This is a genomic window from Bacillus sp. L_1B0_5, from assembly GCF_000836715.1.
Lineage (GTDB): Bacteria > Bacillota > Bacilli > Bacillales > Bacillaceae_G > Bacillus_A > Bacillus_A thuringiensis_S.
Map to the genome: position 1 here is coordinate 1 of NZ_JXIS01000007.1, position 13,025 is coordinate 13,025.

The following is a 13,025-nucleotide window of genomic DNA, read 5'->3' on the forward strand; positions in this document are numbered from 1 at the left end:
TTCGATTCCGTCCCGAGCCACCATTTTGAAGTCGCAAGCCGGCTTAGCTCAATTGGTAGAGCAACTGACTTGTAATCAGTAGGTTGGGGGTTCAAGTCCTCTAGCCGGCACCACTTTCAAAATGAGCCATTAGCTCAGTTGGTAGAGCATCTGACTTTTAATCAGAGGGTCGAAGGTTCGAATCCTTCATGGCTCACCATTTTCAATTTAATGCGGGTGTAGTTTAGTGGTAAAACAAGAGCCTTCCAAGCTCTGGTCGAGAGTTCGATTCTCTTCACCCGCTTTTCAATTATGGGCCTATAGCTCAGCTGGTTAGAGCGCACGCCTGATAAGCGTGAGGTCGATGGTTCGAGTCCATTTAGGCCCACCATAATTGTTCCGCAGTAGCTCAGTGGTAGAGCTATCGGCTGTTAACCGATCGGTCGTAGGTTCGAGTCCTACCTGCGGAGCCATATTATAGAGAAGTACCCAAGTGGCTCAAGGGGCTCCCCTGCTAAGGGAGTAGATCGCGAACGCGGTGCGAGGGTTCGAATCCCTTCTTCTCTGCCAGAACTGGCCCGTTGGTCAAGTGGTTAAGACACCGCCCTTTCACGGCGGTAACACGGGTTCGAATCCCGTACGGGTCATACTAAAAGAGATAGCATAATCTGCTATCTCTTTTTTGTTGTGTATAGATATAGAAGAAGCTATAACAGATTATAAATAATAAATTTTAAAAAGTTATATCAATTTAAATAGGATTACCTCTTCTTATACATAAGAAGAGGTAATCCTATTTTTTGAATATGTTTTAACCCTCTGCTGAATGCCCATCCGGTTTCATAACAGCATGACTATATGCGGAGTGAAGAGTTTTGTATCCTAAAAGTGCAATAGTTAAGGCAAGGCCTCCGGCTATAATGGCCACACTAAATCCTGCCCGAGCTCCAAAGTTATCAATAACTAAACCAGCTATCGCTGATCCTAGGGAGACTCCAATTCCAAGTCCTGTAATTGCCCAAGTCATTCCTTCGGTTATTTTTGATTCAGGTACGATTTTTTCCACAAGTCCCATGGTAATAATCATAGTAGGAGCGACAGATAACCCTGCAAAGAAAACAATAACTACTAGCCAAGTAATAGTGTTTACGAAAACTAGTGGCAGCATTGTTATCATGGATAGTGTGACTGCTATTAAAAATTGATTATAGGGTGGAGTACTGAGTTTAAGGGTACCGAAAATTAGACCTGCAAGGCATGAACCGATTGCATAGACAGAAAGTACAAAGCTAGCAGCTACGGTGTTTCCTTGATGTTCAGCAAAAGCTACACTAACGACATCTATTGTGCCAAATATAGTACCTATGGCGATGAGTGTGAATACTAGTACTCGCAAAGAACCGATTTTAAACACTGTTCCTTTGTTTGTAATGTCATGAGGGTGTACAGGCGGTTCTGTGCTTTTTTGCATGGTGAATAGGCATACCCCAATTGTAAGAAAAACAGATGATAAAAGTGGGCCCGCTTCTGGGAAGAACATAACACTTAAACTGACAGATAATACAGGACCAATGATGAAGCAAATTTCGTCGACGACCGATTCGAAGGAAAATGCTGTATGCAATTTATGGGATCCACGGTATAGTTTAGTCCAACGTGCACGCACCATGGCTGACATGTTGGGCATACAACCTGCACATAAGGCGGATAGAAATAGCGTCCAATAAGGAGCTTCATATTTCGTACATAGGAGTAAGAGGATCGTAAAGAAAACACTGATACCTGTAGTCGGAAGAAGTATGCGAGATTGCCCTAATTGATCGGCCATCCGAGAAATATGAGGAGCTAGTAAAGCTGATGATAATGTAAAGGTGGCTGCAACAGCTCCAGCAAGCCAATAGTCACCACGTAACTGAGATAACATTGTAACAATACCTATGCCCATCATTGATATAGGCATCCGAGCTATAAATCCTGCTAATGAGAATCCTTTTGTACCAGGAGCACTGAAAATTTCGCGGTAGGAATTAAACATGATAATCACCAAAGTATTTGACGTTTACATATACATTCTTCATTCTTTTAACTCCTCCTCTGTTTCATTAATACCTTCTATAAAAAGGGACAGTGAGTCAATGTAGGATATAGGTAAGAAGTTATATTATCTTGTAAGCTAGAAACAATTGACATACGCACCGTATGCCAATATCATATTAACATACGGTGCGTATGTCAATTAGAAAGTTTTATCGTTGGGTAGAGAGCTAACGATAAAAGGAGTTATTCTTTTACATAGAGAACGATACTATAATAGGATTCATTTTGAATAAAGAGAATGAATAGAAGTAGGAGGAAAAGATGGGTAGAAAAACAAGAGAAGAAATGATCATTGAAACACGTGCAAAATTGCTAAGTGCAGCAAGAGAGGCTTTTGGTACAGTTGGATATGTAAACACGTCTATGGATGATTTTACAGCATCTGTCGGTTTAACACGTGGTGCAATTTATCATCATTTTGGTGATAAAAAAGGATTGTTAGAAGCGGTTGTAAAAGAAATTGATATGGAAATGGATAATAAATTAGGAAAAGTATCAGATGAGGCGGAAGGAAAATGGGAAGGGTTTGTTGGGCGTTGTCGTGCGTATTTATCAATGGCACTTAATCCAGAGATCCAGCGAATTGTACTTCGTGATGCACCAGCAGTATTAGGAACTAGTTATTATCAATCATCACAGTCACAATGTTTAGTGACGATGGCGGAGATGCTTCAGCAACTAATGAAGGACTCTATTATTGAAAACACGGATTGTGAAGCATTAGCAAGATTCATAAATGGCGGACTAGTGGACCTTGCTTGTTGGATTGCGAATTCTGAAGATGCAGAGATGCATTTGTCTAAAGCTTTGCGTAGCCTATCACTTATATTGGATGGTTTATTACTAGAAAAGAATGCATGATTTTAACTGATATTTTTTTATTAATATAGGGTAATGGTTAAAAGGGAGGTGTTAAAGAATATGCTAATTGATTTATTTCACTGTATTCTATATAGGCCAACTAACGTCCATTTTGTAAGGCGATAATGTGTTAGTTTAATCTTATAATACGATTTCTTTTTCGACTATTAGGATTTGGATTATAAAAAATGAATTTGGTTACAGGGAATAATCGAATCACACTATTTTTATTCACAATCTAAAGAAAACGCCTCCATTGAAATGGATTCCACACCTATTCTAATAACTTTACACTCTATGTGAAAAAGTTCACAAATAGGTCATAATTTGTGAAGTAATTCACAATAATACGTGCTACAATATGAATGTAAAGAAGTTAAACAACATTAAATTAGTATTTTAATTAATTACTTAAATAATCATAAAAAATATATGTGAACAATAGAGAGGGGAAATTAACATGAAAAAAGGTATCAATCGTGTAGTATTAGTAGGAACAGGAGCTGTAGGTTGTAGTTACGCTTACTCAATGATCAACCAAGGTGTAGCTGAAGAATTCGTATTAGTAGATGTTAATGAAGCAAAAGCAGAAGGGGAAGCAATGGACTTAAGCCATGCGGTACCATTCTCACCATCACCGACAAAAGTTTGGAGCGGTAGCTATGCAGATTGTAAAGATGCAGATTTAGTAGTTATCACTGCTGGATTACCACAAAAGCCAGGTGAAACTCGTTTAGACTTAGTTGAGAAAAATACAAAGATCTTTAAACAAATCGTTCGCGGCATTATGGATAGCGGATTCGATGGAATCTTCTTAATCGCAACTAACCCAGTTGATATTTTAACTTACGTAACTTGGAAAGAATCTGGTTTACCGAAAGAGCGCGTAATCGGTTCTGGTACTACTTTAGACTCTGCTCGTTTCCGTTACATGTTAGGTGACTACTTAGATGTAGATCCACGTAACGTTCATGCTTACATCGTTGGTGAACACGGTGACACTGAACTTCCAGTATGGAGCCACGCTACTATCGGTGTACAAAAACTAGAAACAATCTTAGCTAACAACGAACAGTACAATCAAGAAGACTTAGATAAAATCTTCGAAAATGTACGTGATGCAGCTTACCATATCATCGAGCGTAAAGGTGCAACTTACTACGGAATCGGTATGTCACTACTTCGTGTAACTAAAGCAATCTTAAACAATGAGAACAGCGTATTAACTGTATCTGCATACCTTGAAGGTCAATACGGTGAAAAAGATGCTTACGTAGGTGTTCCAGCTGTAATTAACCGCGAAGGTGTACGTGAAATCGTAGAACTTGAGCTAAATGAAGATGAAAAAGCGAAATTCGCTCATTCTGTAAAAGTATTAAAAGAAACAATGGCACCAGTACTATAATAATTGCTAAATAATTCAGAGGTGGGAAACTGCTTCTTACCTCTGAACTTATATAATTTAATATAAATTCCTTTTCCGGTTTCCCTTGTATATCCCCAATATACCCCTTTTGCTGGATAAGGGTCGTTTATAGAAAAGAGCACTCTACTTTAAGTAGAGTGCTCTTTATTATCCCGCATTAACGGGCAGTAAGATCCCCACCTCAAAATGCAGCGAAAGCAAAGAAGTTAGTTTGGTGATCAACTGCCCGTAAAAGCCCGATTGGTGAGGGCTGATAATCAGTGGGGGATGAACACCCCCCACTGATTAAAGTTTCACTTTATCATTTTTTAGGTGTTAATCCTAATTTCTTTAAAATATCTACCAGTGTACCGCTTTTTGATTTTTCTACAGGTGTTTGTGATTTAGATGCATCTGGCCCTTTTTTCAAGAAGTTCTTTTCAACGAAGCGAATATCTTTTTCGTCGACAATACCATCTTTATTAAGATCTCCGTCTTTTACAGTTAGTCCTTTTTTACCGTAGTTGCTAGCGATAATTTCACCATCTTTAATATCGATTACTTTATCACCATTTACATCGCCGGCAAGGTTTTCGTCAGGTCTTGCATAATAATATTGGCCAAGCAGCTTACCGTCTTTTTCAGTACCAAGTTTCGTTGTTAGGCGGCTTGTTAAATGTCCTGGCACTTCTACATATAAGTTGTAGTCGCGTTTATTAACTGGAAGTCCATTGAGTTTGAAGTATCCGTATTTATCTAGTGAGCCTTCAAACTTATGACGGTAAGAATCAGTTGCATATACTTTTACGCCAAGCTTTGTATAATCAAACTTTTCATCTAAATATCCACGTTCATTTAAGAATGCACCAGGTTTAATATTTCCTTCTACTAGTGAATTTAAGGACATAACTGAGAATGTTTGATCTTGAAGTACACGCATTCTATTTGGTTCTGATTCACCTTGTTTCCAGTAAACAAAAATTGGTGACTCTAATTGAGCATTTGCTTCATAAAATTCATCATTTTCTACTTTGAAAGTTACATCAATGAACGGGAAATCACCATCTAATCCAGCAAAGTTTTTGTCATCGATAGCGCCGCCAACTGTAACCGAACCTGCCTCTAGTTTCGGTTCATTTACTTTTGCGGTTACTCCTTTTTCGGAAAGTAGCTTTTCAAAAGCAGGATTAAATTTCGCATTTGCAAATTTGAAGTTCTTCTCTAGGAAGTTTACATTAAATTGCCCAGCAACAAATTGTTTTACGTGTTTTGCGTTTAGTGTTACTGTGAACTCGTCATTTTTATATAATTCTTTTTTATCGTAACTAGCTTTCGCATATTGAGCACCTTGCGGGATAAACCAGTAGTTATTTACACCGCTTGGATAGTCAGCTCCTGCAGTTGCATAATCGAAAATATATACGCCTGTGTTCATTGGACCTTCCGTTCTGAAGGAGTCAGGTGTAATGCCAACTTTAAAATCGCCATTTGCATTAATCGGTAAAAACTTATGCAAGTATGGAGAATAGTCATAGTACATAACGCCATTCGCTTCTTGCGTAATGTTTAATCCTTTTCCTTTTAAGTAGTCAACATTTGAATCGTATACATTTCCTTTAATCCATAGTGCTTTTTTGCCATCTTCTACTGTATAATTTTCTTCATTTAACTCGTAAATACCAGGTTTTAATCCAATTAGTTTCACTTCTGGTGGGGTATTATCAATTACAACATAATCACCTTTTACACGTGCTTTCCCAGCCTTATCATAACCGACAAACTCAATTGTGTAGTCTCCTTCTGGTAAGTTGATTTTCTCATCACCAATTGGTTTTGCAGGATCATTTGTAAAAGGATACACTTTTCCATTAAAGAACGAGTCTAAGTAGTAATACACATCAGTTTTTAGTCCACTTGTGTTTAATGTTCCAATGAAGCCGAGAGCTTTATCTGTTTTGGAATCTTTTACGATAAGATCTAACGTTTCAAGTTCGCTGTTTAATTGGAATGCCCCGTGAACATACGATTCACCGTATGGATTAAATTTAGATGTATCAGTTGAAATTGCTTTTCTTGATAGTATTGCATTTTCAATACCGGGCTCTGATACACGAATAGAGAATGGGATTTGATATGTTTCTTCTTTATTTTTCGTGTTCGTAATATGAATATATCCTTCATATCGGCCTTGTTTTACACCGGCTGGAACATTAATTTTTGCTTCAATTTCATCTGTTTTGCCAGCATCAAGAGTAATTGTTTCTGGAGCAGAGACTTTTACACCGTTTGCGACAGCATCGTTAATAGTAGGCGAAGCTGGTGTATAAGAAATTTCTGTTTTAAATTCTTTTTTCTCTTGTTTATTATGATTAGTTACTTTTATATTTCGTTTTTGTTCAAGAGCTTCACCGTCTTTTTGATAAAACTTACCGAATGCAATAGATCCAGTTTCTTCGGGCACTTCAATTACTTCATCATTTACAACAGTTTGTGTCGTATCTAATACTTTAAAGCTTGTTTCTGTACGAACGGCGTTGTAAGCATCTACTCGCCCAGCTCCAACTTCATAGACCGAATATTTTTCTTTTAAATCATCAGCTGTGTTCATAAGAGACGCTTTTACATCGAACGGAGAGTAGTCTGGGTGTTCTTGTAAAATTAGAGCGGCAACACCAGCGATATGAGGGGAAGCCATAGATGTTCCTTGCATACGCTCATAGGAAACAGCATAGTTTTCACCCTCTTGCGGGTCGTTAATATATTCAGGAACTGTTGAAAGGACAGCAACACCAGGCGCTGTAATATCAGGCTTAATATCATCATTTGCTGTAACAGGACCGCGTGAGCTAAAGTCTGCAAGATGATCGCCTTCTGTTTGAATGTAATTAATTTCATCGAAAGTTAAGGATGTGCTACCTTGTTCAATTTGAGCTTTTAGTTTTTCACCTTCTTCTTTCGTTAGGCGGAATGCTGGAATGTATTTTGTGCTTTCACCAACGTAGAAAGGAATTTCTCCATCCACGTTGTTATAAATAATAACAGCCTTTGCACCTGCTTGTTTTGCGTTAGCAATTTTTTCATCAAATGAGGTTGTACCACGTGCAACGAGAGCGATTTTTCCTTTTACATCTTTTTTACTAAACTCGTCAGGCGTACCGATTCCTACAGATTCAATAGGTAAAGTTTGTCCCTTAAAATCTTCTATTTTATCAGTGAAGTTTTTGCCGAACAAAATTAAGTTAGGGAATTGTAATTGTCCAGCATGACCTGATAGTTTCGGTAAGGAAATAGAGCTATCACTGGCTCCAACCGTAATAGCAAATGGCGAAGCACCTGGTGATCCGAGTGTTGATGGATTCGGTCCAGAGTTACCAGCAGCAACGACTGTAACAACGCCTGAAAGCATCGCGTTATTAACAGCAATAGATGTTGGATCAAGTGGATTGTTGCTATCATCACCTAACGATAAGTTAATAACGTTCATACCGTCAGAAATAGATTTATCAATTGCAGCTATAATACCTGAACTATCTCCACTTCCGTATGGACCGAGTACACGATAGTTATACAGTTCAATGTCAGGTGCAACACCTTTTACTGCTGAATCAGATTGGTTCTTCTTTTGAGCAGAAACGATACCTGCTACGTGAGTGCCGTGGGCTGTGTAGAAGGAAGAACCACGGTTATCAAATTCAGGAGCACCAGATTGTTGCCATTCTGAATAAGTAGTTTCCATTGGATCTGCATCATTATTAATAAAGTCCCAACCCTTTACTGAATTTGGATCTACTTTGCTAGAGTCCTCACCAGATTTTGCGCGATAGCCTTTATATACGTCCTTTAAGTCAGGGTGATTGTAATCAATACCTGTATCTAATACACCAACTTTAATTCCTTTTCCAGTAATGCCCTCGCTATGTAACTTATCCACTCCAATTTGCGGAATGCTATCTGTTAGTTTTTGAGGTGCTTTCTGCTCTGCTTGTTTTGGTAAATTTAATTTCACTTCGTAATCTTTCCAAATACGTTTTACAACACCAATTCGTAACAACTCTTCAACTGTATTTGCTGGTAATGTCATTGCAACACCATTTATCGCATGCTTATAAGAACGTTTAATTTGTACAGACTGGAAGTTTCCTGATTTTACTGATGGGCTGAATTGATAAAGACGTTTTAATCCTTTTTCGAATTCTTCATGTTCTTGATCAATACGTGCTTTTATATTTTCAGGAGCAGATTGTAATCCTTTTTCTTTTTGTTTTAATTCATTAATCTTTACTGGAGCAGTTTGAAATTCTACAATGATATTTACAGGCTCAGAACTACTCGTATTAATATCTGGTGAAATTGTAAAACCAGGGTTGGCATCTACCGTTTGTAATGCCAGGCGTTGTTCTTTAGAAAGCTTCGATAATATAGAATGAGCATTTGAAGATTCAATTTGGTTAATAGGACTTTCAGCAAGTACATTGAACGGAATGGCAGTTGAAAACAGAACGCCAGCTGTTACAATTCCAGTAACAAAACGATTTTTCTTTTTCATTTATAGGCCTCCGGTAATTTATATTTTTAAAAATTATTTCTCCACACCTGCTGTTTGCTCAGCATGGAAAGTCCAGTTTAGCTGCAGGGAATCACCTTGAAATTTATTTTGATCTTGGTCGTTATCTTCAAATGAGAAGAGAACGTGTAAGTAATCTGTTTCACCAGATTTAATACCATCTATTAAGTTATGACGTTCTAGAGACGTAGCGACATCTTCAGGTTTCATAGTTTTTAATTTTGATAGTTTTGTTTCCCACAAAATCTCATGATCATCGTTTGGATTAGATGGCTGTCCATCATTCACTAGAAACTTGACGATAATGTGATCACCTAAATCTTCACCGTCATTATTTTGCTTTGCATCTGTAACTTCATATGATGTTTCAAGTGCTACTTTTGCGATATCTAATGTACCTTTATTTTCAAGCTTGAAGTTCCTTTCAATAAAATCACCTGGTTTTAAATCTTTCACATTAACGATTACACTTGGATTAAGAGAAAGATCTAGTGTTCCAGCTTGAAATGAGTTACTCGATGTTTCTGAATCACTGAAATAGGCGAATACACCTCCGAATGTAAGGGATAAACCAAGTGAAGCGGTGACAACTCCCATTCCTACTTTTTGTTTTAATGACATAAGAAAGCCCCCTAGTTAAATTTTTATAGCAATCGTTCGCAACAAGGATAAATAAGTAAACATAGTAGTCCGCTATGAATTATAGTTACGAAAGATCGTAGTTCTTTATTGAGAACAAGTATATGCTTATGAATTTCGCATTTCAATAAAATTGTGACAAAAAATGTTGAGAAACATTTTTTTATGACAGATTATTTTGTTTTGATTTTGATTGGAAAATAGCATGAAAAATAGGGTAAACCTAATAAAATAAAGGTTGAGAAAAAATAATAGACAGAAATATAGAAGAATAATAAAGCGTTTTCAATGAATATTCGTCAAAATTCGATATTTTACACGGAAATGTGAAGAAAAACTAACATTTTTAAGAAAAAAACGAATATTTTTTATAAATTAACAAGGATATTGCAGTTTTTCGCAGAAATAGTTAAAGTATAAAAAATTCTGTCATCTAAGTGAGGTGAGCATATTGAGTGTAATAAATTGTGAAGAAGTGAAACGAGATGAGTTTCATACAGAAAAGTACTATGAAAGTTATAACATCTTTGGTGCACATGTTGTGACGGAAGGTGAGATTCAAGGGGTACGGTTTACAGTGTGGGCTCCTCATGCGAAAGCAATGAGTGTTGTTGGAGATTTTAATGAGTGGGATTATGAGCAACATAAGATGCTACAAGTGACAGAAGAAGGCATTTGGTCCTTATTTATACCGCATATTGAAGAAGGAGAAATATATAAATATGCGATTGAAACGTTGGCTGGTGACGTCATTTTAAAGGCAGATCCGTATGCTGTATATGCAGAAGTAAGACCGAATACGGCATCTGTAGTTTTTGATATAAAAGGATATGAATGGAATGATAAAAACTGGAATCGTAAGAAAAAGAAAAAATCGATTTATAAAGAAGCGATGACAGTTTATGAATTACATTTTGGTTCTTGGAAAAAGAAAGAAGATGGAACGCTGTACTCTTACAGGGAAATGGTTGAAGAGCTCATCCCGTATGTGGTGGAACATCAATTTACACATATTGAAATTATGCCGCTTGTTGAGCATCCATATGATCGTTCTTGGGGATACCAAGGAACGGGATATTATGCCGCGACGAGTAGATTTGGTACGCCGCATGATTTAATGCATTTTGTCGACGAATGTCATAAATATGGAATCGGTGTCATTTTAGATTGGGTGCCGGGGCATTTTTGTAAAGATGCTCACGGTTTATATTTGTTTGATGGCACACCGACCTATGAATATAAAGATAAAGATGTACAAGAAAATCCAGTATGGGGAACTGTCAATTTTGATTTAGGGAAGAGAGAGGTACGTAATTTCTTAATTTCAAATGCGTTATTTTGGATGAGATATTTCCATATTGATGGTTTCAGAGTAGATGCAGTTGCGAACATGTTGTACTGGAATAAAGAAGGACAAGAGCAAAGTAATGAGCATGCTGTTTCATTTTTAAGAGAGTTAAATGAAGCAGTGTTTGCAGAGGATGAAGATTTTCTTATGACGGCAGAAGATTCAACAGCTTGGCCACTTGTAACAACTCCAACGTATGAAGGTGGGCTTGGATTCAATTACAAATGGAACATGGGCTGGATGAATGACGTGCTGAAATATATGGAGTGTGCGCCTGAATATAGGAAACACATTCATGAGAAAATGACGTTTTCTTTACTATATGCGTACTCTGAAAACTTCATATTACCACTTTCTCATGATGAAGTCGTTCATGGGAAAAAGTCGTTATTAAATAAAATGCCAGGTGATTACTGGGATAAGTTTGCTCAGCTTCGTTTATTATATGGATATTTCTTTACTCACCCAGGAAAGAAGTTACTTTTCATGGGAGGAGAATTCGGACAGTTTGATGAGTGGAAAGACCTTGAAGATTTAGATTGGAATTTACATGATTTTGAAATGCATCGTTATATGCATGATTACTTTAATGAGCTCATAGCATTGTATAAGCGCTCAAAACCACTTTGGCAGCTTGACCATTCACCTGAAGGTTTTCAGTGGATTGATGCTAATAATAATGAGCAAAGTATTTTCTCTTTTATCCGCCAAGGGGATAAACAAGAAGATGCGTTAGTTGTCGTATGTAATTTTACGAAATCTACATATGAAAACTATAAAGTAGGTGTACCAGATTTCGAGTATTATAACGAGATTTTAAACAGTGATGCTGAGCAATATGGCGGTTCGGGGCAAGTGAATAAGAAACGTCTTAAGACGATTCTAGAACCGTACCATAATCAAGCAGCACATGTAGAGATTACAATTCCACCATTTGGCGTATCCATATTACGACCAGTGAAGACGAGAAAGGGGAGCAAAAAACAAGATGGCTCAAAAACAAAAGTGCGTAGCAATGTTACTAGCAGGGGGAAAAGGTAGTCGTTTAAGTGCATTAACAAAAAATTTAGCCAAGCCAGCTGTTCCATTTGGTGGTAAATATCGCATTATTGATTTTACGCTAAGTAACTGTGCGAATTCTGGTATTGAAACGGTTGGGATTTTAACACAATATCAACCACTTGAACTTCATAATTATATCGGAATCGGAAATGCGTGGGATTTAGACCGAGTAAACGGTGGGGTCACAGTATTACCTCCTTATGCGGAGTCTTCAGGGGTTAAGTGGTATACAGGTACGGCAAGTGCCATTTATCAAAATTTAAACTATTTAAGTCAGTATGAACCGGAGTATGTTCTTATTTTATCAGGCGACCATATTTATAAAATGGATTACAGTAAGATGCTAGATTACCATATTGAGAAAGAATCGGACGTATCCATCTCTGTTATTGAAGTACCTTGGGATGAAGCGAGTCGCTTTGGCATTATGAATACAAATGAAGAGATGGAGATTGTTGAGTTTGAAGAGAAACCACAATTTCCAAGAAGTAATCTTGCATCAATGGGAATCTATATTTTTAATTGGTCAATTTTGAAAGAGTATTTAGAGATGGATGCAAGAAATCCTGAATCTAGTAACGATTTTGGAAAAGACGTTCTTCCGCTTTTATTAGATGAAGGTAAGAAGTTGATGGCGTATCCGTTTGAAGGATATTGGAAAGATGTTGGAACGGTGAAGAGCTTATGGGAAGCGAATATGGATTTGCTTCGCGATGAAACATCACTGAATTTAAACGATCGTAATTGGCGTATTTACTCTGTCAATCCAAACGAACCGCCTCAATATATTGCTGAAAAGGCAAAAGTAGAAGAATCGCTTATTAACGAAGGGTGCGTCATTGAAGGGGACGTGAAGCATTCTGTGTTATTCCAAGGAGTGACGGTGGAAGAAGGAAGTATGGTGATTGATTCTGTCGTTATGCCAGGGGCTAAGATTGGTAAAAATGTTGTGATTGAAAGAGCGATCGTTGGATCAGAAATGGTTATCGAAGATGGAACAATCATTCGTCCAGAAAAGAATGTTGACGATGTAGTATTAATTGCTGAAGGGAAATAGAAAAGGGGGATGA

The 13,025-nt window shown here is 37.4% G+C and carries 7 protein-coding genes and 7 tRNA genes; 11 read left to right on the forward strand and 3 right to left on the reverse strand.

Features of this window, described 5'->3' with window-relative positions:
* Positions 1-37: 37 nt before the first annotated feature.
* From RT27_RS02010 to RT27_RS02040, 7 genes are all read left to right on the forward strand, one after another.
* Positions 38-113 (forward strand) — tRNA-Thr (locus tag RT27_RS02010).
* 10 nt (positions 114-123) lie between these two features.
* Positions 124-199: transfer RNA gene (locus tag RT27_RS02015), tRNA-Lys, on the forward strand.
* 13 nt (positions 200-212) lie between these two features.
* A tRNA-Gly gene (locus RT27_RS02020) sits at positions 213-283 on the forward strand.
* Between the two features lie 10 nt (positions 284-293).
* Positions 294-370: transfer RNA gene (locus RT27_RS02025), tRNA-Ile, on the forward strand.
* 7 nt (positions 371-377) lie between these two features.
* Positions 378-452 (forward strand) — tRNA-Asn (locus RT27_RS02030).
* Positions 453-458: 6 nt separating this feature from the next.
* Positions 459-549, forward strand: a tRNA-Ser gene (locus tag RT27_RS02035).
* Positions 550-554: 5 nt separating this feature from the next.
* A tRNA-Glu gene (locus RT27_RS02040) sits at positions 555-626 on the forward strand.
* A 164-nt stretch (positions 627-790) separates the two neighbouring features.
* Here the strand turns inward: RT27_RS02040 and RT27_RS02045 are convergent.
* Positions 791-2,014: an MFS transporter gene (locus RT27_RS02045; protein WP_043935173.1), complete on the reverse strand. Its 1,224-nt coding sequence runs from the start codon at positions 2,012-2,014 to the stop codon at positions 791-793.
* Between the two features lie 323 nt (positions 2,015-2,337).
* Here RT27_RS02045 and RT27_RS02050 point away from each other — a divergent pair, with 323 nt between their 5' ends.
* Both RT27_RS02050 and RT27_RS02055 read left to right on the forward strand, forming a co-directional pair.
* Positions 2,338-2,937: a TetR/AcrR family transcriptional regulator gene (locus RT27_RS02050; protein ID WP_043935174.1), complete on the forward strand. Its 600-nt coding sequence runs from the start codon at positions 2,338-2,340 to the stop codon at positions 2,935-2,937.
* 460 nt (positions 2,938-3,397) lie between these two features.
* Positions 3,398-4,342 (forward strand): L-lactate dehydrogenase, encoded by a 945-nt coding sequence (locus RT27_RS02055; protein ID WP_000715346.1) that lies wholly within the window; start codon positions 3,398-3,400, stop codon positions 4,340-4,342.
* A gap of 322 nt (positions 4,343-4,664) precedes the next feature.
* Here RT27_RS02055 and RT27_RS02060 read toward each other — a convergent pair whose 3' ends face one another.
* Both RT27_RS02060 and RT27_RS02065 read right to left on the reverse strand, forming a co-directional pair.
* The gene (locus RT27_RS02060) at positions 4,665-8,888 is read right to left on the reverse strand and encodes a S8 family serine peptidase (protein WP_043935175.1); all 4,224 of its coding nucleotides are present in this window, start codon (positions 8,886-8,888) and stop codon (positions 4,665-4,667) included.
* Positions 8,889-8,921: 33 nt separating this feature from the next.
* Entirely contained in the window at positions 8,922-9,527 is a 606-nt protein-coding gene (locus tag RT27_RS02065; protein WP_000053936.1) for a CalY family protein, read from the reverse strand.
* A 469-nt stretch (positions 9,528-9,996) separates the two neighbouring features.
* Between RT27_RS02065 and glgB the strand changes: the two genes are divergently transcribed.
* Positions 9,997-11,934: a 1,4-alpha-glucan branching protein GlgB gene (gene glgB / locus RT27_RS02070; RefSeq protein ID WP_043935176.1), complete on the forward strand. Its 1,938-nt coding sequence runs from the start codon at positions 9,997-9,999 to the stop codon at positions 11,932-11,934.
* Positions 11,882-13,012, forward strand: a complete 1,131-nt coding sequence (gene glgC / locus RT27_RS02075) for a glucose-1-phosphate adenylyltransferase (protein WP_000057604.1) — start codon at positions 11,882-11,884, stop codon at positions 13,010-13,012. Before glgB ends, glgC begins: the two co-directional genes overlap by 53 nt.
* The last annotated feature ends 13 nt before the right edge of the window (positions 13,013-13,025 follow it).